The 22,286-nt window shown below is 60.9% G+C and carries 17 protein-coding genes and 1 pseudogene; 16 read left to right on the forward strand and 2 right to left on the reverse strand.

Going from position 1 to position 22,286, the window contains the following annotated elements; translation table 11 throughout:
- Positions 1-362: 362 nt before the first annotated feature.
- The 5 genes and pseudogenes from AB5164_RS04785 (at position 363) to AB5164_RS04805 (ending at position 8,447) form a co-directional block, all read left to right on the forward strand.
- Positions 363-1,073, forward strand: a complete 711-nt coding sequence (locus tag AB5164_RS04785) for a TetR/AcrR family transcriptional regulator (RefSeq protein WP_368142866.1) — start codon at positions 363-365, stop codon at positions 1,071-1,073.
- 11 nt (positions 1,074-1,084) lie between these two features.
- Positions 1,085-5,872, forward strand: a complete 4,788-nt coding sequence (locus AB5164_RS04790) for an acyl-CoA dehydratase activase-related protein (RefSeq protein WP_368142867.1) — start codon at positions 1,085-1,087, stop codon at positions 5,870-5,872.
- Positions 5,873-6,289: 417 nt separating this feature from the next.
- Positions 6,290-7,249 (forward strand): 3-hydroxyacyl-CoA dehydrogenase, encoded by a 960-nt coding sequence (locus AB5164_RS04795; protein WP_368142868.1) that lies wholly within the window; start codon positions 6,290-6,292, stop codon positions 7,247-7,249.
- Positions 7,250-7,346: 97 nt separating this feature from the next.
- A pseudogene (locus AB5164_RS04800) lies at positions 7,347-7,907 on the forward strand (aryl-sulfate sulfotransferase); the annotation flags it as partial.
- A 90-nt stretch (positions 7,908-7,997) separates the two neighbouring features.
- Positions 7,998-8,447 (forward strand): hypothetical protein, encoded by a 450-nt coding sequence (locus tag AB5164_RS04805; protein ID WP_368142870.1) that lies wholly within the window; start codon positions 7,998-8,000, stop codon positions 8,445-8,447.
- 127 nt (positions 8,448-8,574) lie between these two features.
- Here the strand turns inward: AB5164_RS04805 and AB5164_RS04810 are convergent, their stop codons facing one another.
- Positions 8,575-9,714: a DUF389 domain-containing protein gene (locus AB5164_RS04810; RefSeq protein ID WP_368142871.1), complete on the reverse strand. Its 1,140-nt coding sequence runs from the start codon at positions 9,712-9,714 to the stop codon at positions 8,575-8,577.
- Positions 9,715-9,929: 215 nt separating this feature from the next.
- A complete protein-coding gene (locus AB5164_RS04815; protein WP_368142872.1) occupies positions 9,930-11,633 on the reverse strand; it encodes an OPT/YSL family transporter in 1,704 nt (567 codons plus the stop codon).
- Between the two features lie 192 nt (positions 11,634-11,825).
- On the opposite strand from AB5164_RS04815, the gene AB5164_RS04820 reads away from it, so the two are divergent.
- The 11 genes from AB5164_RS04820 to AB5164_RS04870 all read left to right on the forward strand — a co-directional run bounded on the left by AB5164_RS04820 (position 11,826) and on the right by AB5164_RS04870 (position 22,216).
- On the forward strand, positions 11,826-12,677 hold the full coding sequence (locus AB5164_RS04820) for a type III pantothenate kinase (RefSeq protein WP_368142873.1): 852 nt from the start codon (positions 11,826-11,828) through the stop codon (positions 12,675-12,677).
- A 106-nt stretch (positions 12,678-12,783) separates the two neighbouring features.
- Complete coding sequence (locus tag AB5164_RS04825; RefSeq protein WP_368142880.1) at positions 12,784-13,284, forward strand: deoxycytidylate deaminase; 501 nt, start codon at positions 12,784-12,786, stop codon at positions 13,282-13,284.
- Positions 13,285-13,454: 170 nt separating this feature from the next.
- Positions 13,455-13,733, forward strand: coding sequence for a NifU family protein (locus AB5164_RS04830; RefSeq protein ID WP_035137589.1), 279 nt, complete (start codon positions 13,455-13,457; stop codon positions 13,731-13,733).
- Positions 13,734-13,842: 109 nt separating this feature from the next.
- Positions 13,843-14,664: a prolipoprotein diacylglyceryl transferase gene (gene lgt, locus AB5164_RS04835; RefSeq protein ID WP_368142874.1), complete on the forward strand. Its 822-nt coding sequence runs from the start codon at positions 13,843-13,845 to the stop codon at positions 14,662-14,664.
- A gap of 144 nt (positions 14,665-14,808) precedes the next feature.
- A complete protein-coding gene (locus AB5164_RS04840; RefSeq protein WP_368142875.1) occupies positions 14,809-16,992 on the forward strand; it encodes a DUF6020 family protein in 2,184 nt (727 codons plus the stop codon).
- A 165-nt stretch (positions 16,993-17,157) separates the two neighbouring features.
- On the forward strand, positions 17,158-17,964 hold the full coding sequence (locus AB5164_RS04845; protein WP_006234926.1) for a YebC/PmpR family DNA-binding transcriptional regulator: 807 nt from the start codon (positions 17,158-17,160) through the stop codon (positions 17,962-17,964).
- A 166-nt stretch (positions 17,965-18,130) separates the two neighbouring features.
- Positions 18,131-18,676: an Asp23/Gls24 family envelope stress response protein gene (locus AB5164_RS04850; protein ID WP_195624943.1), complete on the forward strand. Its 546-nt coding sequence runs from the start codon at positions 18,131-18,133 to the stop codon at positions 18,674-18,676.
- Positions 18,669-19,046, forward strand: a complete 378-nt coding sequence (locus AB5164_RS04855; RefSeq protein WP_040358983.1) for a DUF2273 domain-containing protein — start codon at positions 18,669-18,671, stop codon at positions 19,044-19,046. The genes AB5164_RS04850 and AB5164_RS04855 overlap by 8 nt, the downstream gene beginning before the upstream one ends.
- Before the next feature lie 44 nt (positions 19,047-19,090).
- The gene (locus AB5164_RS04860; RefSeq protein WP_055286786.1) at positions 19,091-19,612 is read left to right on the forward strand and encodes an Asp23/Gls24 family envelope stress response protein; all 522 of its coding nucleotides are present in this window, start codon (positions 19,091-19,093) and stop codon (positions 19,610-19,612) included.
- A gap of 208 nt (positions 19,613-19,820) precedes the next feature.
- Positions 19,821-20,843 (forward strand): YitT family protein, encoded by a 1,023-nt coding sequence (locus AB5164_RS04865; RefSeq protein ID WP_349088607.1) that lies wholly within the window; start codon positions 19,821-19,823, stop codon positions 20,841-20,843.
- A 149-nt stretch (positions 20,844-20,992) separates the two neighbouring features.
- Positions 20,993-22,216: a zinc-ribbon domain-containing protein gene (locus AB5164_RS04870; RefSeq protein WP_368142877.1), complete on the forward strand. Its 1,224-nt coding sequence runs from the start codon at positions 20,993-20,995 to the stop codon at positions 22,214-22,216.
- The last annotated feature ends 70 nt before the right edge of the window (positions 22,217-22,286 follow it).

The following is a 22,286-nucleotide window of genomic DNA, read 5'->3' on the forward strand; positions in this document are numbered from 1 at the left end:
GACTAAACGTGCAGCGTGCGCGGGCCCTCCCGACGGGAAACGAAAAAGCCCGGTTTAAAACCGGGCTCGAACAAACACGCCTATTGACAATGGCTTTCTCATATTAAAGGGGTCGCCGCCGCTAAGGCGTTGACCCCTTAATCCAAGCAACGGCGCTGCCCAGCTTTCCAGAACTTGGGCTGCCGTCGACACTATTCTACCCACGAATGACATTTTGGACAATCGGTAATGCCGCCGTGGAATGTGACAAAGGGACTGCCCTTTGTCACATTCCAAATATTGCCTTTACGTGTTGATACACACGGTGTGCAATAATACTCGCACTGTGCAATAGCGCACAGGCTGAGTAACAAGGAGGACGCTTGTCCCAGCTCGAGAAATGCGATCGCCGGTCTCTTCGCTCGCAGCGTGCCCTTCGCCAGGCACTTGCCAGCGAGCTTGCCGAAAGCGGCGACCTTTCGCGCATTAACGTCGCGTCGCTCACCGAGCGTGCCGGCCTTACGCGCCGCACGTTCTATTCGCACTACCGCGATATCCCCGACTTTATCAGCCAGATCGAGGACGGCCTGCTTGCCGAGATTCGTGAGCGGGTGGAGCTTATCACCGCAGCTCAATTACCCGATCTTTACCGCAACATCGACGAGCTCGAGCCGGCACCCGGTTCGGTTGAGCTGCTTCGCTATCTTGCGGCTAATCGTGACCTTATCGGGGCCCTGCTGGGCCCGGGCGGCGACCCTGCCTTTATTAAAAAGATTATCGACACCGCGCGTGAGGCTGTGGTGCCGCGTGCACAGACGGGCATTTTGGGCCTGGCGCTGGGTACGTTTTTTGACTACTACGTCACCTACGTCGTGAGTGCCGAGGTCGGCATGATTCAGCGCTGGTTTGAGCGTGGGCTCACCGAATCGCCCGAGACCATGGCGCGCATTATGACGGTCATCGCCTTTGTGCGCCCCGGCGACCTGTATGGCCAACCCATCGATATCAACGTGCCGGAATACGGCATGAAGCTATTGAATCTGCAGCTCGAGGACGCGGTCGACACCACCGCAACCGTCGAGTCCAACAACTAAGAGGAGAGACAATGAGCAAACTCGTCGAGGGCATTAAAGACCGCGTGGTCGCTGCTGCACGCGAGGCCGCGCCCGCCGTGGTGGACGCCGCGCAGAAGGCCGCGACCGCGGCTGCCGAGAAAGTTGCCGAGGCAGTTGCCGATGCCAAGAACGCGGCAGGGGAGACGTCCGTCGCTAGCGAGCCCGCCACCGACGCTGAGCCCCTAGTCGCCACCGCCGCCCAGGCCCCCGAAGGCGCGATCTTCAACCCCGAGAACGCTCGCGGCAACCTGCACCTGGGCATTGACGTGGGCTCCACCACCGTTAAGCTCGCCGTGCTCAACGACGACAACCAGATCGTCTACGCCAAGTACCAGCGCCACCACACCGACGTCCGCGCTTGTGCCCGCGATCTGTTCGAGGGTGCTGCGACCGTGCTGCCGACGGCTCAGATGACCTGCGCCATTACCGGCTCGGGCGGCCTGCTGCTGTCCCAGTGGCTCGACCTGGAGTTTGTCCAGGAGGTCATCGCCAGCAAGCGTGCCGTCGAGACTCTCATCCCTGCCACCGATGTCGCCATCGAGCTGGGCGGCGAGGACGCCAAGATCATCTATTTCGACAACGGCATCGAGCAGCGCATGAACGGCACCTGCGCCGGCGGCACGGGCGCGTTCATCGACCAGATGGCAACCCTGCTGCACACCGATGCCAGCGGCCTCAACGAGCTCGCGGCCAACGCCACCACCATCTATCCCATCGCTAGCCGCTGCGGCGTCTTTGCCAAGACCGACGTCCAGCCGCTGCTCAACGAAGGCGCCCGCCCCGAGGACGTGGCTGCCTCCATCTTCCAGGCTGTCGTGACCCAGACCATCTCGGGCCTGGCGTGCGGCCGTCCCATCCGCGGCAACGTCGCCTTCCTGGGCGGCCCGCTGCAGTATCTCTCCGAGCTGCGCCACCGCTTCTACCTCACGCTCAACCTGGACGAGGAGCACCGTATCGTGCCCCAAAACGCCCACCTGTTTGTGGCGAGCGGCGCTGCCATGGCGCACGAGTCCAACAAGCTCAGCACGTTCCCGCAGCTCATCGAGGCCATCGATGCCCTGGGTGACACACAGGGTGCCGAGGTCGAGCGTCTGGATCCGCTCTTTGCCACCGATGAGGATTTTGCCGAGTTCAAAACCCGCCACGACACCGAGGTCGTCCCCAAGGGCAAGCTCGACGGCTACACCGGCCGCGTGTTCATCGGTATCGACGCCGGCTCCACCACCATGAAAGCCGCGCTCGTGGGCGAGGACGGTCAGCTGCTGCACACCTGGTACGGCAACAACAACGGCGACATCCTGGGCACGGCCAAGGTCATCATGGCCGATTTCTACAACCACATTCCCGCCGGCTGCACCATCGGCCACGTGACCACCACGGGCTACGGCGAGGCGCTGCTCATCGAGGCCCTCAAGGCCGATTCCGGCGAGATCGAGACCGTCGCGCACCTGCGCGGTGCCAAGGCGTTCCTGCCCGGCGTCGAGTTCATTCTGGACATTGGCGGCCAGGACATGAAGTGCCTGCGCGTCAAGGACGGCGTCATCGAGCACATCATGCTCAACGAGGCCTGCTCGTCGGGCTGCGGCAGCTTTATCGAGAGTTTCGCCGTGTCTATGAACATGGACGTGCGCGCGTTCGCCGACGCTGCCATCCATGCCAAGGCCCCCGTCGACCTGGGCAGCCGCTGCACGGTCTTTATGAACTCTCGCGTCAAGCAGGCGCAAAAGGAAGGCGCCACGGTGGGCGACATCGCGGCCGGCCTGTCTTATTCCGTCATCAAGAATGCCCTGTTCAAGGTCATTAAACTGCGCGACCCCAAGGAGATCGGCAGCCAGGTGATCGTCCAGGGCGGTACCTTTATGTCCGATGCCACGCTGCGCGCATTTGAGCAGCTCACCGGCGTACATGCCGTGCGTCCCGACATCGCCGGCTGCATGGGCGCCTACGGTGCGGCCCTGCTCGCCCGCGATCGCGCCGGTGCCGACGGCACTTCGACCATTCTTTCTGCCGAGGACATCGCGCACCTCACCGTGACGCAAAAGCATGTCCGCTGCGGCCGTTGCTCTAACAACTGCCAGCTTACCGTCAACGACTTTGGCGGCGGCAGGCGCTTCATTACCGGCAACCGCTGCGAGAAGGGCGCTGGCCACAAAAAGCAAAAGACCGAGGCCCCCAACCTCTTCAAAAAGAAAAACGAGCTGCTCTTTAACCGCGAGATCCTGAGCCCCGACGAGGCCCCGCGCGGCACCGTCGGCATCCCGCGCGCGCTCAACATGTACGAGAACTACCCCTTCTGGCATGCATTCTTTACGCGCCTGGGCTTTAGCGTGCAGCTGTCCGACCAGTCGAGCAAGAAGACCTACCAGGCGGGTATCGAGTCCATGCCGTCCGAGAGCGTGTGCTATCCGGCCAAGATGAGCCACGGCCACGTGATGAACCTCATCGACCGCGATGTCGACTTCATTTGGATGCCGTGCGTGCGCTGGGAGCGCAAGGAGGATCCGACCGCCGGCAACTGTTACAACTGCCCCATCGTCATGAGCTACCCCACGGCGTTGGCGCTCAACATCGACGAGATCCGCGAGCAGAATATCGAGTTCCTGTACCCGTTTGTGCCCTATCACGACAAGACCGAGCTCAAGCGCCGTCTGTACCAGGTGCTCGCCGTCGACCGCGTGGCCGATGCACAAGCCGGTCGCGGTCGCGTGCGTGGACCCAAGATCACGCGCTCCGAGGTCGATGCCGCCGTCAACGCTGCCTTTGAGGCCGATGCGCGCTTCCACGAGGACATCCAGACCATGGGCGAGGAGGCTCTTAAGTGGGTCGAGGACCATGGCGGTCACGGCATCGTGCTCGCCGGCCGTCCCTACCACAACGACCCCGAGATCAACCATGCCCTGCCCGAGCTTATCTCGAGCTTTGGCTTTGCGGTCTTTACCGAGGATTCGCTTGCGCATCTCGTGAAGCCCGAGCGTCCGATTCGCGTCGTCGACCAGTGGATGTATCACAGCCGCCTGTACGCCGTCGCCCGTTTTGTGACGATGCGCAACGATTTGGACCTGATTCAGCTCAACTCCTTCGGCTGCGGCTTGGACGCCCTGACCACCGACCAGGTACAGGAGATCCTGGAGGCCAGCGGCAAGATCTACACCGTGCTCAAGATCGACGAGGTATCCAACCTGGGTGCCGCGCGCATCCGCATCCGCTCGCTCATGGCAGCGCTTAAGGATCAGGAGGCCGAGCGCTTGGCCGAGGCCACGGCCGCGGGTGAGACCTACGAGCAGGGTGACGCCGCGCCGGTGGCGCCCTCCACGGATGCCCCCGCGTTCGCGAGCCGCAAGTACACGTTCGAAGCGCAGCGTGAGAGCGCATCGACCGCGTGGCCCAAGGTGCCCTTTACCGAGCAGATGCGCGAGGAGGGCTACACCATCCTGTGCCCGCAAATGGCGCCGATCCACTTTGACCTGGTCAAAGAGGTGTTCCGTGGTGCTGGCTACAACTTGGAGCTGCTGCCCTCGACTGACCACGATGCCGTCGAGGCTGGCCTGCGCTATGTGAACAACGACATCTGCTATCCGTCGATCCTGGTGACGGGCCAGATCATGGAGGCCATCGAGAGCGGTCGGTACGACCTGTCCAAGACGGCCGTGGTTATCAGCCAGACCGGCGGCGGCTGCCGTGCCACCAACTACATCGCACTCATCCGCAAGGCGCTGCGCGAGAGCGGCCACCCCGAGATTCCGGTGATCTCGCTTTCGGCAGTGGCGCTCGGCGAGGACAACCCCGGCTTTAAGATTACGCCGGCGCTGCTTAAGCAGGCAGTCTACGCGGTGCTCTTTGGCGACGTGATGATGCAGATGCTCTACCGCTGCCGCCCGTACGAGGCCACGCCCGGTGCTGCCAACGCACTCTACGAGGAGTACATGGCGCGCGCCCGCAAGCTGGCGCCCAAGTTTAACCGCCACAACTACACCAAGCTTGCGCGTGAGGCCATCCGCGCGTTCGACACCATGCCGCTCGTGGGCGAGGGCACCAAGCCACGCGTGGGCGTGGTCGGCGAGATTCTGGTCAAGTTCCATCCCACGGCCAACAACCACGTGGTCGATGTCATTGAGCGCGAGGGCTGCGAGGCCGTGGTGCCGGGCCTGCTCGACTTCTTCCTGTACTCCATGAGCAACGCCGAGCTACAGAAGGACGAGCTGGGAAGCTCTGCTACAACGCGCGCGGGCATGCAGGCGCTCATCAAGCTCGTGGACTGGATGCGCACGCCGGTGGAGGAGATGCTCGAAAAGTCCCGCCGCTTTGAGGCGCCTGAGCGCATCGGCACCATGGCCGACAAAGCCCGCACGGTGCTTTCGGTGTGCAACAACATGGGCGAGGGCTGGCTGCTCACGGCCGAGATGCTCGACCTGATCGACCACGGCGCGCCCAACATCATCTGCACGCAGCCCTTTGCGTGCCTGCCCAACCACGTGGTGGGCAAGGCCGTGATCAAGGAGCTACGCCGCCAGCATCCCGAGAGCAACATCGTCGCGGTGGACTACGACCCCGGCGCGTCCGAGGTCAACCAGCTCAACCGCATTAAGCTCATGATTAGCGTGGCCAAGGAGAACATGCGCGCCGGCAAGGGCTTTAAGCTCGAGAAGGTGGCGCCGCTCGCGATGGATGAGGTCACCGGCCAGATGCGTGCCCACGATGGCTGCGTGAGCTGCGGCTCGGTCGATGAGAGCGCCGTGGCCTCGGTCGCTGAGCGCCTGGGACGCGGCATTAAGAAGTAGTTGGCCCACTTCGAGCCAGATATAAGACAAACGGGTGGTAGCCGGCACGGCTGCCACCCGTTTTTTCTGGACATATGTTGCGTAAACGCCCCAGCTATCACCCTTTGCGAACTTAGATTTCGGAAGTATGCGGCAAAATCTGAATAGGCCGAGCACACCGGATATGTCCAATCTCTGTACCTGTGGTTTTATTGGCGGAAAACCGGGGTGTGCTCAAGGGTTCCGGAATTTGCCGCATACTTCCGCAAACGACGTCTTGGTGGCACAAAAAATCGCCCTCGGAACCCTGAGATAATGAACATATGTAGCCGTTTGCCGCGAAATACTGTCCGTTTATAGAACCCACCCTCGGCGCGCGGCCTCCTTACGGTTGAATAAATACACATCTATGGAATTACGTAAGAGAGGACCGTCCTTATGAGCTACAAGACCGTTTGTGTTGCCGGTGGCGGCGTATTGGGAAGCCAGATTGCCTTTCAGGCTGCCTACTGCGGCTTTGATGTAACGATCTGGCTGCGCAGCGAGGGCAGCATCGGCCGCACCCAGCCCAAGATCGATCATGTGCGCGAGGAGTACATCGCTGCTATCGAGGGCATGGCGGACGGTACGGGCGAGTGGTGCGCCGGTATCGCCGATAGCGGCCAGCCCTTCGACAAGGAGGCAGCACTCGCCGCCGTTGAGCGTGCCTACTCCACACTCAAGCTGGAGCTCGATCTTGCCAAGGCAGTGGCCGACGCTGACCTGGTCATCGAGTCTATGGCTGAGGACACTCAGGCAAAGATCGACTTCTACAAGAAGCTTGCCCCGGTCCTGCCGCAAAAGACCGTCGTCGTGACCAACTCCTCCACACTGCTGCCGAGTACCTTTGCCAAGTACACCGGCCGCCCCGAGAAGTACCTGTCGCTGCACTTTGCCAACTCCATCTGGAAGAACAACATGACCGAGGTCATGGCCCAGGACCAGACCGACAAGCGCTACTTCGACGAGCTCGTCGACTTCGCCAACGACATCCGCATGCTGGCGCTTCCCGTCAACAAGGAAAAGAACGGCTACCTGCTCAACTCCATGTTGGTGCCGTGGCTGCTTTCGGGCCTGGACCTGTACGTCTCGGGCGTCAGCGACCCCAAGAGCATCGACCTCGCATGGACGCGCGGCACCGGCGCGCCTAAGGGCCCGTTCCGCGTGTTCGACACGGTGGGTATCCAGACGGCCTACAACATCGTCATGCAGTATCAGAAGGTCCCGGGTCTGATGAGCCCGCTGCTCAAGAAGATGATGATGCCCTACAACTTTAAGGCTATGGCCTCCGTCCTCAAGAAAATGCTCGACGAAGGCAAGCTGGGCGAAAGCTCGGGCGAGGGCTTCTTCAAGTACTAAAAAATGATCCCTCGGGGACGGAGGAAAACAGATCATTTTTGGTCGCCAGCAGTGAGAAGATGGACCCAGAAATAGAAAGGAGTGGCAATGGGCCGGCTCGGGCTTTGAGGACAAGTTGCTGCAGGCCCAGGGCGATTTTTCGCTCAACGCGGGCCAGCACAGCGTGACGTATCTGCCGAGTTCTGACACGGCAACGACCGGTCGCTATCAGGTGCTGCTGTACGACAACAACTTTGGTGCGGCCGAAAGCTATCCCAAGTTCGACTGGGGCCAGCTGGGCTCCGCGGTGGTGACCGACTACAGCCGCGGCACGCATTCGTTTGGGCGCATCTTTACAGTGGACGAGACGGCGCGCACCTACGAGCTCGAAGACCAGATCGCCGTGCCGTTTTCGGGCTATGTGAGCAGTGCGCAGCGCGTTGGTGATTCAAATAGCATGCTCGTGGCATCGGGCCAGGCAGGACCTTTACCGAGTACGATCGGTACGGTCTGGCCATCACCACCTACGAGATGGAGGCCGATAAGTACATCTACCGCGTGTACAAGTACGAGCTGTAGGGCCGCGCTTAGGTTTGACCAATGGAGTATGAAAACATGCCGTTCGCCGATGCCCCCTCCGCGAGTGGCGGCCATATGGTTTGATATCAGAAACATATAGTTGTCGCCAGCCTGCTGGCGACGTTCCCCCTGATATCGGAGGTTCCAGGTATGTTTCGCGCTCCGTTAAACAACTATCGGTTGGGCTAACATGGGTCGCCGTGCTATTTCGATAGCCCTTGCAGTGGTCTGCCTGGCTGTGCTCCTGGGCGCTACAGGGCTGTTTGCTATAAGCCGAGAAACGTCCTATATGCAGGAATGCGCTTCCGAAGGGTTTGCCATTGATGGTTACTATCGGGATGACAAAACGAGTCTGGAAATCCTGGCCTTTCTTGAGGAGGATGGCTGTCGATGGCAACTGGTCAACAAAGACGGAAGCAGCGTTGACGGGCAGTTTAAGCGTACGAATGACCCCAACATCCTGATATTAAAGAAGGAAAACGGCGAAGAATTCGGTACGGTCCACGTCGCGTATATGTCACGCCGACGCGAGCAGGGCCAGCTCTATCTATTTAGAGATAGCAAAGTGACCCGATTTTATCTGGTGAGCACCAAACCTGCGTTTACGGTGGAGTCTGGTGATGTCGATCCGGACAGTTGATTCACGGCAATAAAACAGCGAGCGGGGTGCGGACGTGAACTACGTCCCGCTTTTTGCTTGTGCCTGCGTCGCGTCTGAGCCTCGACGCGACTTGCGCCTGTGCGCGGGAGCCATCCCATGCTCTGCATCACTTCACGTCAAATTCCACGCGATCGAGCTCGGGCACATTGAGGTCGATGAGCTTGCGAGCGACGTGGCGGTCGTGTACCCCGAGCGCCTCGCTTGTCGTCACATGGGCGACAATCTCGCGCTCGACGATGCCCTCCTCGTCGCCTTCGGTGGCCGAGGTCTCGACGGCGACGGTGTAGTCCTTAAAGCCTGGCAGCACCGCCGCAAGCTCGCGCGTGGTTTCGGTGACGCCGTAGCCGTCCTGCACGCCGGCCTGCGCCGAGCCGATAGAGCCCGCCGTCATAACGATGCAGGGGATGGCAAAGACTACCGTGCCCACAATGATGCGGCGGCGCACCTTGCGTGATAGCTCGTCGACCTCGGCATCTTCCTCGGCAGTCACAATGCCGTCGCCGTTGAGGTCGCGCTTGAGCGGCACGCGCAATAGAAGCAGCACGGCTTCGGCAGCCAGCGCGATAAAGACCACGTTGATGCCAAACTCGTAGAGGGCCGAGAGGAACAGAGACCCGCTCGCGATGGCAATGCCGTAGCCCGCCGCGCACAGGGGCGGCATGAGCGCGGTCGCCACCGCTACGCCGGCAATGAGCGTCGAAGGCTCCTGATCGCGCGAGTTGCCCAGCCCGCCCGCAAAGCCGCCCGCGAGCGCGACGGCAAGGTCCCATACGGTGGGTGTCGAGTTGTCGATGATGGCGGCCGTGGTGGTGCCAAGGGGCGAGAGCTTAAAGTACAACGTGGACGTGACCAGGCAAAAGGCCATCTGCAGAGCCAAGCTCGCGACGGCCTCAAGGGTAATCTCGCGGTCGAGCGTGGCGATGCCGTATGCCATGGCAAGGACCGAGCCCATGAGCGGGCAGATGAGCATGGCGCCTACAATGGCGATATCTGAGTCGATATCGAGGCCGATGCTCGCGATCAACATGGCAATGATCAAGATGCATAAGTGTGAGCCGGTCAGGCGCGCCCCGTTTACAAAGCGCTTGCGAATCACGTGATAGGGCGCGCGTCCCTCGCGAATGTTGAATGCCCGCTTTAGAAAGCGGCTTGCGTTCTCCATGGCCTCGCTGTGGGCGGGGCGGATGCCATGGCGCCGATGATGGCGCTCGCGCAGTCGCTTGAGCTGTTGTTTATCGAGTTCCATGTCCACCTCGTTCTGGCACGTGCCGCGTATCCCGCCCGTCGTCTTTACTCTACACCGCGTTGAGCGAGGTGTCAGACAGGGTTTGTTGACCTGGAAGTCAGGCCAATCGGCATGACTAAAAACGCCGTGAGGATCATAAGAGTCAAATAGACAAAAAAGCGCGGGGCCGGATGGTCTCCGACCCCGCGCTCTGCACGGGTGCGTTGTTATTGGGTTTAGCCCAGCAGGCTCAGGCCAACAGAGACAAACGCCAGGATAACGCCGACGATAGACTCGCCGCCCAGCAGGCCGCTGGCGACAACCAGGCCCTGCTCCTGGAAGGCGGCGTCCTTGGCGTCCTTCTCCTCGTCCGAAAGACCGGCCTCGGCGTCGCGGTGAGCGGCCCACTTGTCGTAGACGAGCTTAACGCAGGAGCCCAGGAAAGCCGTGAGCGACATATAGAACGGCAGGTACACGCCCAGGCCGATCATCATGGCCGGAATGCCGAGCCAGTACATGACGATGCCGGCGATAAAGCCGCTTGCGAACCACGGCACGCTCGGGATGCCCGAGACCATGGTGGCGACCACGCTTGCCTGCGCGGCAACGAAGCTCTTGTCGGGGCCGAAGGCGTCCGGACCATAGGCGGTGACGAGCGCGACCATGACGGCGGCGGCGACCAGGGCGCCCACGATGCCGCCGATGGCCTGGCCAACCCACTGTGCGCGCGGGTTGGTGCCCAGCACGGCGCCGGCCTTAAAGTCGTTCATGACGTCGCCCGCAAGGCCGCACGCCACGGCCACGATGCCGGCGATAAAGAACAGCTTGACCTGGGCGATCTGTGCAAAGGCCGCCACGATGAGCATGACGATGAGTCCAAAGATCTCCATGGGGTCGATGCCCGTCTGGCCGCAGCTCTGTGCACTCATGATGGTGGTGACAAAGGTGAACAGCGTGACGATGACGGCCGGAACGGGGCCAAGGTCGAGCACGATGGCGATGATCACGGCGATGGCGGCAGCGCCCAGGCCGATGATACCGGCGTCGAGCTTAAGGGAGCCCGAGATGAGCGACTGCTCGTCGGTGTCGGTGGAGCTGTCGGCGGCGAGGCCGCGGACGATACCGGCGACCTGCGGAAGGATGTCCTTAAGGACGACGGCGACGCCAAAGCCCATCATGAGGCCCATACCCAGGGACTTGACGATACCCTGCGCGGTCACAACATCGAACAGACCGGCAGCGGTGCCGCCGACAATGATGCCAAAATTGCCCAGCAGCGCGCCGGCAAACCAGAACGCGACCGGGGCGAAGCCCACGAGGAAGCCGACGGAGAGCAGCATGGGCGAGTTGTAGATGGCAAAGGTCACGCCGGGGATGTTGAGCGTGCACAGCATACTGGGCACAATGCCCAGAGCATCGCGCAGCACGCTGTAGATGCCGGCGATGGCCATGGAGCCAAAGAGCTGCTTGCCGGTCTTGCCGCCGGCCTCGGTGGCGCGCAGGGTCTGAGCTGCGGCGTTGCCGGTGGGGAACTCGAGCGCGGCGTCCACGATAAAGTGACGGTGGATGAGCGCTGTCGCCAGAAGGCCCAAGATGGTGCCGGCGAGTGCCACGATAAACATGTCGAGCCAGCTGATCTGGTCGGCATGGCCCAGCATCCAGGCGCCCGGGATGGTAAACGCCAGACCGCCGGCGACCATGGCGCCTGCGGACATGATGGTGTGGGTGACGTTGGCCTCGTTGAGGCTGGCGTTGCCCATGAGCTTAAGGAAGAACAGCGAGATGACGGCAGCGAAGACGATCGGCCAGGGGAGTGCGCCCATCTTGAGGGCGGTGTAGGCCGAGCTTGCCGTGATGATCACGCAGCCAAGGACGCCGATGACGACGCCGCGCAGCGTGAGTTGCCCGCGCATCGAAGCGCGGTTCGAGGGATTGCTCATATAAAACTCCTTTGCGTATATCCGCTTCCCCCGGGAGCGCCGTTACGGATACGGCGCGGGAAGTCGGGTTACCAAGGGCCGCCGCGTGAGCTCGCAAACGACCGCGCACCAGTATAGCCGCAAGCTAGTCATTTTGGGATGGCTGGTTTAGGTAGGCGATATACTGCTGGGCAGACGAAAGGAGCGCCGACGATGCTTGATGGGTGCGCATATATATTGACGGTCGACGTGGGCAACACGTTCATTCGCTTTGGCCTGTTTGCAGAGGATTCGGCCGCGGCGCAGGAATGTCCGCTTGCGACGTGCGAGATCACCACGCCGTCGAGCATCACAGCAGACGAGGCGCGCATGCGTCTCGTGCAGGTCATGGCCGCACTGGCGGCCGATGCGGGCATGCCAGGTGCGCTTGTGCCTGCGGCTGCTGTGCTGAGCTGCGTGGTCCCGGCGCTCGAGCGCCCGTGGAAGGCGGCGCTTTCCCGCACCTGCACGGGGCGCGTGCTCACCGTGGGGCCGGGCCTCAAGACCGGCATGCCCGTGCACTACGACGATCCGGCCGAAATCGGCCCCGACCGCATCGCCGACGCCGTGGCGGCTCGTGCCGTCTACGGCTCGCCGTGCATCGTCATTGACCTGGGCACCACGACCAATATCGAGGTCATCGATGCGCACGGCACTTTTGCGGGCGGCGTCATCGCGCCGGGGCTGGCGCTCGGCGCCCGTTCGCTTTCGGCCGCTGCGGCGCGCTTGCCGCAAGTCGAGCCCTCGGCACCCACGCATGTCATCGGCCGCAACACGCGCGAGGCCATGCGCTCGGGCGTGGTTCTGGGCGAGGTGGCCCGCATCGACGGCATGCTCGACATGGTGCTTGCCGAGATGCGCGCGACCAAGGCCGCGGGGGAGGGTGATGTGCCCATCGTCATTACCGGCGACGATGCCGAGGCACTTGCGGCGCTGGTCGGCCATAGCCTGACGGTCGATGACGCGTTGACGCTGCGGGGTCTCGCCGAGCTCTACCACATCAACCAAAAGCCCCGCCGCGCGTAGGGCGGGGGGCTGGTGGGATAAGCGCCCCTACCTTTCACCTGCTACAATGGGTCAAACTATTGCGATTTCGGAGGTGTCTGCCATGTCGGACGATTTTCATCAAACCGTGTCGGGCAAGCGCCGCGACGTCATTAGCTGGGATGAGTTCTTTATGAGCGTGGCCATTGCCGCGCAGCGCCGCAGTAAGGACCCCAACACGCAGGTGGGCGCGTGCATCGCCAACACCAACCACCGCATCCTTTCGGTGGGCTACAACGGTACGCCCTCAGCGCTCAACGACGACTTTTTCCCGTGGGGCACGAGCGACGACCCGTTGCAGGATAAGCACAACTACGTGGTGCATGCCGAGGCCAACGCCGTGCTCAACTACCGCGGCTCCCTCAAGGACCTTGAGGGTTCCACGGTCTACGTCACGCTGTTTCCGTGCCACGACTGCGCCAAGATCCTGGCGCAGGTGGGCGTGGGCGAGGTCGTCTACCTGGACAATAAGTATGCCGACACCGATGACGGCCGTATCAGCCGCCGCATTCTCGACTCTTGCGGCATCAGCTACCGCCAGGTTATCGTCGATGTTCAGATTGGTACCGGGGGACAGGCTCAGCAGTAGCGCGTGTCAACGCCAGCTGGCGGCAAAACAGCCAAAAGAGCCCCGTCCCAAATTGACTACTCGTGAAAGTCGCGTCTGCGCGCATGGACGGCTCGTGAGCGGGTACATGGCTGTAGTAACATAGCTTCTGTCCGCGGGCGTGCCCGCGTTATTGTGAGAAAGGAGCCCCTGTGGCTGTTAACGAAGAGCTGCTTAAGAAGGTTCTTGAAGAGATCCGCCCCAACCTGCAGGCCGACGGCGGCGATATGGAGTATGTGGGCGTCGACGACGAGGGCGTCGTCAAGCTGGAGCTGCAGGGCGCCTGCGCCGGCTGCCCCATGAGCTCGCTAACTCTTTCCATGGGTATCGAGCGCATCCTGAAGGAGCACGTGCCCGGCGTTACCCGCGTCGAGCAGGTCAATGCTTCCGGCGAGGCCGAGGACCTGTACGACGAGTACGCGCCGTTCTAAGATGCGAAAGCTGCGGACGACATGCTCCGCATAGACGTTACGCCCAAATATGCGGCTGCGAGCGCAAGGCCCGCGGCCGCATTTGTATGTAGGGAGCAGGGGGATCGATATGCTCAACGACCTCTACCATATGCTTGACCCCGTTGCGATCTCGGCGGGCCCCATCACCATCTACTGGTACGGTCTGGCCTATGTGGTCGGCGCCCTGCTCACGGCGGTTGTTATGTACCGCACGCAGCGTCGTTGGGGCTTCGACATCACGATCGATGACCTGACGAGCGTCGTGGTCGGCGCGGTCTTTGGCCTCATCATCGGCGCGCGCCTGTTTTACGTTGTCTTTTACGGCGATGGCTACTATTGGACCCACCCGCTCGAGATCTTTGCCACCAACGAGGGCGGCATGAGCTTCCACGGTGGCCTGGTCGGTGGCATCTTGGGCGGCATCATCGTGTGCCGCATGTATAAGCTCGACGCCTGGACCATCGCCGACCTTGCTGTGATCGGTGCCCCGCTGGCCCTGTGCCTGGGCCGTTGTGCCAATTTCGTCAACGGTGAGCTGTGGGGTAAGCCGACCGATCTGCCCTGGGGTGTGGTCTTTGGCGGCACCGCGGGCGATATGCCGCGCCATCCCTCCCAGCTCTACGAGGCGTTTCTTGAGGGCGTCGTGCTCTTCTGTATTTTGCAGGTGCTCAGCCGCAAAAAGCCGCTGCTGCCCCAGGGTACGTTTATGGGCGTGTTCGTGATGGGGTACGGCATCGTCCGCTTTCTCGTTGAGTTCGTGCGCGTGCCCGATGTCCAGCTGGGTTATCTGCTGGGAGGCGTTATCACCATGGGCCAGCTGCTGAGCCTGCCGCTTGTGATCGCCGGCCTGGCGCTCATCATCTTCGCCCGTCGCCGCAACCAGCCCCAGCGCGTCTACCTGGACGCCTAACCACCAAAACCACCACAAAGGGGACAGGCACCTTTGTGGTGGTTCGCTGGGCAACGATGACAGAACCGTAACGTTTCCCCAGATAAAACCTGCCAAAATAAACCTGTCCCTTTTTGGCAGGTTTCTAGAAAGGCTTTTTGGACTGTGAAGGATTCCGACCTCTCCACAACGGCTGCGCGCGATGCCGCTCGCATCGTCTGGTTTAAGCGCTACCCCGCCAAGCAGACGCTCATCGCTTTTTTGCTTGCGCTGTTGGCGACCACGGCGTTTTCCATCGATCCCGCCCCGGTGTCGAGCAATGCGGTCCTGGCGATCGACCCCAAGGCGACGGGCACACTCTATGTGTGCTACGAGGTACTCCTCTCGTTTGCCGGCCATACCGACGCGGTCATGCTGCTTGCACTTGCCTGCCTGCTCACCTTGCCGTTTCGCTACGTGTTCTTTGGCCGTGGCGACACCTGGCGTCCATCGATCATTCTGCCGTCGCTGTTCTTTGCCATCTGCATGGTGTTCGGCCGCGGCTACGATCTCACCGACTCGGCCGAGATTGTCCTTGGCGACAAAGCCCGCATCATCTGCGCCTGGATTGGCGGTGCGGGCTGGATGCTCTTAGCGATCGTGGCCTTCTATTTGGCTTTTGAGTGCCTGGACTGGCTGAGCTCCCGACGCATCCCGTTTTCCGAAGCGCACGTTGGCCGCGTATGGCGTGTGACTCACGCCGTGCTCTCGGTCCATCCCTTTGCCGGGCCCTTCCTGGTGCTTATGATCGCCTGGGCGCCCACGCTCATCGCTTCGCTGCCTGGCCTTTTTATGGGAGATACGGGCGCGCAGATTCGCCAGTGGTTCAACTATCCCAACGGCACGAGCGACTACCTGCGCCTACTCAACCCCAACGTGCTGCTCAACGGGCATCATCCTGTAGTGCACACGGCCATTATCGGCTCGTGCGTTCAGCTGGGGCTTTCGCTGTTCAACAGCGCTAACGCGGGTCTTGCCATCTATACCTGTGCTCAGTTCGTCATCACGGCCGCCTGCATGGCCTATTCCATTTCGTCGCTGCGCAAACTGGGCGTGAGCCTGCCGGTTCGCGGTGCGATCCTGCTGTTCTTTGCGTTTATGCCGATGTTCTCTAACTACGCGGCGTTGCTCACCAAAGACGTGCTCTTTGCCGACGCGTTCTTGGTGCTGCTAGTACAGACCGTCAAGCTCGTGGCATGTGGCTTGCCCCGTCGTGATGCCAATGTCGAGCGAGCGGGCGAGAAAGCCCCCGTGCTCTTTGCGCGCCACGACTGGCTGCTGCTCGCTCTGGGCGCCATGGGTTCCACGTTTCTGCGCAACGGCGGCCTGGTGTTTCCCCTGGCGGCATGCGTAATCGCGGCGGCGTTTTGCGTATGGGACGTGCATGTGGCTCGTCGTGCAGCCAAGCAGGCTGGTGCTGCGCCTTCGGGCGGCATCCCGCGTTTCCGCTGGGTGGGAGTTCTTGCGGTGCTTGCACTCTGCCTTGCCTCTAATATGTACTTCACCAAGGTCTTTATGCCAGCGCACGACATCACGCCTGGTTCCAAGCGCGAAATCCTTTCGATTCCGTTCCAACAGACGGCTCGTTTCGTCCAAAAGCACGACGGCCTTAACTCGGGCGTCAACCCTACGGTTAAGGAGGACGGCACCATCGTGGAAGCTCCTTGCGACGGTTCGGTGACCGACGAAGAGCGTGCCGTGATCGATCGTGTACTCAAGTACGAGAACCTGGGCCGCCGTTACAACCCAGATAAGTCCGATGCCGTCAAGAACTGCTTTAACGAGTACGCCTCGCAGGAGGACATCGATGCCTATTTTGAGGTATGGGCTCAGATGTTTAAGAAGGATCCCGAGTGCTATATTTCGGCGCTTATCAATAACTACTATGGTTATTTTTATCCGAGCGCGCGCGATGCCTGGGTCTACAGCACGGCGCGTAGTGCCGAGATCATGGCGCGTCCCGACAACCTCAAGTACTTCGACTTCCATCCGGTCGACAGCAACGTAGTGCGCTGGTGCGACCACCTGATCAATCTGTACCGTGTGGCGGTGCAGCGCATCCCGTTTATTTCGCTCACCATGAGCTCGGCCACCTATGTGTGGATCATGATCGCCGTGGTGGTCTATCTGCTACGTCGTCATTCGTGGCGTGCGCTGGCGATCTGGGTGCCGCTGCTGGGCGTGCTCGCCGTGTGCCTGATCGGTCCCTGCAACGGCTCGACCTACATGCGCTATCTGTATCCGGTCATCGCCTGCATGCCCTTTGCCATCGGCGCCACCATCACCCGCAGCGATCTCCTCTGGTCCTAACTTGGTGCATTGGGGTCAGGTTTCTTTGCACCAAAGGGGGGCATCATCACGACGCCTTCATTTTGGGGTTTATCTCGCAGGCCAGTAGGTATATCATAACGACGTTTGTTTATATTGCCCGAGCATCTGCGCTGGGCTTTAGGTCGAAACCGATAGGAGACACGTATGTCCGGACACTCTAAGTGGGCCACAACCAAGCATCGTAAGGGCGCGCAGGACGCCAAGCGTTCCGCCCTCTTCTCCAAGCTCAGCCGCAACATTACCGTTGCTGCCCGTCTCGGCGGCGACCCGCTGCCCGAGAACAACGCCAGCCTCGCCGCTGCCGTTGCCAAGGCCAAGGCTCAGTCCATGCCTAAGGACAAGATCAAGTCCGCTATCGACAAGGCTTTTGGTTCGGGTGCTGACGCCGCCGTCTACGAGAACATCGTGTACGAGGGCTACGGTCCCGCCGGTGTCGCCGTCTACGTCGACTGCCTGACCGACAACCGCAACCGTACCGCTGCTGATGTCCGTTCCGCCTTCTCCCACGCTGGTGGCAACCTGGGCACCTCCGGCTCCGTCGCCTTCCAGTTTGAGCGCAAGGGCCAGATCGTCGTCGCCAAGGAGATCCTGGACGAGAACGCCAAGAAGGAGACCATGATCGCCAACGGTGCTGCCGGTGACGAGGATGAGTTCATGATGGCCATCGCCGAGGCCGGCGGCGAGGACTACGAGGACGCCGGCGAGGAGTGGATCGTCTGGACTACTGCCAACGAGGTCATGGCTGTCTCCAAGGCGCTCGAGGAGCAGGGCGTCCAGGTCAAGGGCTCCGAGACCACCATGGTCCCGACCACCCCGACCGAGGTCTCCGGCGCCGACGCCAAGAAGGTTCAGCGCCTCATCGACCGTCTTGAGGAGCTCGACGACGTCCAGGATGTTTACAGCACCATGGACATGACCGACGAGGTCATCGCTGCCCTCGAGGAGGAGTAGCGCCCGCACGGGTTAAGCCGTGCATATCTGGGCATAATGAAGCGAGCATGCAAGCCTCGTGGAATAGATGAGCCGGATCCGCGTGCGTAGAGCACCGGACCCGGCTCTTTTATAATGATGCGAACCGTTTTGCATTTCGAGAGCCGAGATTTGAAGGGAGCGCCGCGTGCGCGTACTCAAACGAGCCCTAGCGATCGTGTATCTTGCCGCCACCATCGTGGCGCTGGGTACGCTTGTCTGCCAGTTTTGGGGGCCGTATACGTATCGCTTTATGTTGCTGATGCGCGACCCCATGCCGCGCATTGTCGTGACGGCATGCGGCGGAGTTGTGGCGATCGGCGTGCTGGTAAGCTTCTTCCGCCTGATGTTTGCTCGTCGCGAGCCGTCCTGCGTGCATCCGGCGGGGGAGCGCAATATCGAGGTCACGCTCGCGGCGCTTTCTTCGTGTGCCAGGGCTGCTGCCGAGCGCGACGACCGCGTGATGATCGAGCATGTCGAGGCCCGCGTCCAAGGTTCCGACGATTCGCACGTCCGTTTTAAGGTCGAGGCTATCGCGCTTGACGATAAGGACGTGGCATCTTTGGCTACCGCGATGCAGCAGCGCATCGAGGAAGCTTGCGACACCATGCTCGGCACGCCGGGTACGACCACGCGCGTCCGTTTTTTGCCGTCCAAGACTACCGTCCAGACCGTGGAGGTTTCCGGTGAGTGATACCAATCAAGATAAGACCGCTCGTACGCCGCGCCTGACGATTGACCAGAGCGCCACGCCGGCGAGCGAACCTGTTGATTCCAAAGCAGAGGCAACTGAGTTACAAGACGCGGCGGCCGCGGATTTTGACGAGGCTATGGGTCTCATCAAGGGTACGGGCGCTGCCATCTGGAGCTATGCTGTGCGTCATCCCAACACCACGCTCGGCGCCGTCGCTGGCTTTATCCTCGCTGTGTTGGTGCTCACGCTCGGCCTGTGGGACACGCTCGTCATTGCATTCTTCGTGCTGATAGGCGCCGTGATCGGCCAAATTCGCGACGGCGAGAACGGGATCGTCAACTTCTTCGGCCGTCTGTTTAGCGGCCGCTAATATGTATTCGACTGTCGCATCCGCGGCAGGCATAAGGAGGAACCATGGCTTTTAATACGAAGGTCGATGTGGCCGATACCGAGCTCGAGGCAGACGAGACCGTCACCGCCGAGGCCGAGGACGTAACGCTCGAGGACGAGGCGCTCGTCGAGGCCGAGTCCGCCGATGATGCGGACGAGGATGATGAGGAAACAGACGAGTCCGAGGACTCGCTGACCTATTCCAACGGTGTGATCGAAAAGATCGTTGCTATGGCCACTCGCGAGGTTCCACACGTTCTGGGCATGAAGGGTAACCTCATGCATTTTGTGCAGGAGCAGTTTGGTGCCGAGAATCTGACCAAGGGCGTGACGGTCGAGGTCACCGATGACAATCGCGTGGTCGTCAACATCTCCGTCATCATCGAGTACGGCGCCTATGCGCCCGCGATCTTCGACGATGTCAAGGCACGTGTCACCGAGCGCCTTGCCGCGATGACCGGCCTTGAGGTGGCGGGTGTCAACCTGCGCATCGAGGACGTCATCACCCCCGAGGAGTACGAGCACCGCACCAGCCAGCACGAATAACCTTCCAAAAAGGGACAGGTTTGTTTTGGCAGATTTTATCTGCGAAAACGTTAAACGGCCGACCGCGCAAGCAAAAGCGTGGCCGGCCGTTATTTGTATGCCCCCCGATGTAGGCATACCGCTCGTCTAACTAGGGGTTGCAATCGTCGCGTTCCGCGTTACCCTAATGGGCGCATTGTTTCCAAATTGTTAACGAGGGGTTGCCGTAATGGCCGACGAGCACGAAACAGAAAGCAAGGCATGGGCGATTGAGGCCGCCGCGGCAGAGGCGGCATCGCGTGCTGCCGAGGAGATGCATCGTCCTCCCGTAGTGCCGATGGAGCGCGTGGTTGATCGCACCGATATCGAGCGCGGCGAGCGTGCCGGCCAAAAGCGCAGCCAGGAGCCGGGTTTCCCGCGCTTTTTTGCCGAGCTCAATCTGGGCCTGATTCTTACGGCCTTTGCCATCGTTGCGTTTAAAACCCCTAATCACTTTGCTTTTGGCGGCACCTCGGGCGTGTCGGTCATTCTGTCCACGCTGTTCCCGACCCTTCCCGTCGGCGTCTTTATGTGGATTATCAACGCGGTTCTCGTCGTTTTGGGCTTTATCTTTTTGGAACGCAAGGCGATTCTTTGGAGTGTCTTCGCCTCGTTTGCGCTGTCCGCCTATGTTTCGCTGTTTGAGCTCTTTATTCCGACCGATGTCTCGATGACGGGCGATATGTGGCTCGATCTGTGCTTTGCCGTCATCTTGCCGGCGCTCGGCAGCGCTATTGTCTTTGACATCGGCGCCTCGACGGGTGGCACGGACATTCTTGCCATGATCCTCAAGCGCCGCACGACGCTCGAGATTGGCCGTGCCCTGCTGCTGGTCGATATCGGCATCGTGACCATCGCGGCCTTTTTGTATGGCCCGCGTGTCGGTCTGTATTGCGTGCTCGGCCTGTTTGCCAAGACGCTTGTGGTCGACAAAGCCATTGAGAGCATTCACCTGCGCAAAGTCTGCACGGTCATTTGTTCCGAGCCCCTTAAGGTCGAGGAGTTTATCGTCAAGCATCTCAACCGCACGGCGACCATCAGCCGCGGCTACGGTGCCTTCTCGGGCAAGTGCGTGACGGTGATCATGAGCGTGCTGAGCCGTCGCGAGGCCGTGCAACTGCGCCGCTATGCGCGCGAAGTCGATCCGGGTGCCTTTATCACGATCGTCGACAGCTCCGAGATCGTCGGCAAGGGCTTCCGCGGAACGAACTAGCACAGACGTATTCAACGAACCGCCTGCTGGCGCCGTGTATCTTGCAAATCGGTCATCTTTGAGTATTTGACCCCACATTGGGCAATAATGATGCTAAAGACATCGTTTGCGATTCAAGTGATTCGTTCAAAATACGAAGGGATGATTCTATGTTCTGCTCGCAGTGTGGCGCCCCCATGGGCGATAACGACAAGTTCTGCGGCGTGTGTGGTGCTCCTAATGCCGGTGCCGCTGGCCCCGCTCCCCTGGGGCAGCCTCAGCCCCAGCAGTTTGTTCCGCAACCGCCCGTGGCGAATGTGCCAAAGGGCTGTGTGGCTCAGGCGTTCCAAGATATGACCAAGACTCCGGGTGTGCTTCAGCGTGTATGCCAAATCGCGTTTTTGCCGGCGCTGATTTGCGTTGTGTCGGTGCTCGTGTTGTTTATTCCCGTTATTGGCGGCATTGCGGCTGCCATCGGCTTTTTGGCAGCTTGCATTGCGAGCGTGTGTGGTTCCGGCTTTGGTATCGAGTGGGGTCGCGATCTGTCGCTCAAGGTTGATGACGGTATGGATCGTCCACTCATGCGTTCCACGTCGTTTGGCCTCGGAGTCTTTTCGAGCGTTATCTCGGTCGTACTCGAGATTATCGCTGCCATTCCCGTTATCGGTGTAGTGCTTTCGCTGGTGGAGGGCGTGGTAATTGGCGCCGCGGGCTCGTATTCTTATTACGGCTCCTATGCACTCGAGGCAGCGCTGTTCGGTTCGCTCGGCCTGCTTGTCCTGGCTCTGATTGCCTCGGCGATTCTGGGTGTCTTCTTTAAGATGTTCGCCGACATCGCCGTGATGCACTTTGCGGTGACCGGGCGCGTCGAGAGCGCGTTTTCGCTCGATAAGGTCTGGGCGGCCTTTAAGCACAACAAGACCAAGCTGTTCTGCGCTTCGTTCCTTCCCGAGTTTTTGACGGGTCTGGTCGCCAACGTTGTCACATGGATCTTGACGGTTGTCTTTGGCGCCATTGCCTCTGTCGGTATGTATAGCTACTACTATCGTCCTACGGGTATTGAGGCGCTTGTTACCGGCGGTGGCATCACACTCGTGCTGTTCCTGGTGCTGGTCGCTTTTGTCACCGTATTTCTTACGGTCTTTGGCAAGATGCTCAAGCACCGTGCCGTTGGCTATTGGGTTGCACGTTATGCAAGCGAGTGGGCCGACGAGGACAAGGACGACGTCCTGACTTTTGTATTGCCCTTCGAGAAGAAGTCCGCTCCTTCGGGTTACAGCGCTCCGGATGCTTCGCCGGCACCTGCACCCGCTCCCGCGACCGAGCCTGAGCCGGCACCTGCACCTGAGTCGGCGTCCGAGCCAAGCTCCGACGAGGAACCTCAGGACGAGTAGCCATGCCGTCTGCCATTTGGGGACGGGGTAGAAATAGTAGAAATAGCGCTTGAAGAATGAGCGGGGGCGG

It is taken from the genome of Collinsella aerofaciens (assembly GCF_040915425.1).
Taxonomy (GTDB): Bacteria; Actinomycetota; Coriobacteriia; order Coriobacteriales; family Coriobacteriaceae; genus Collinsella; species Collinsella aerofaciens_BW.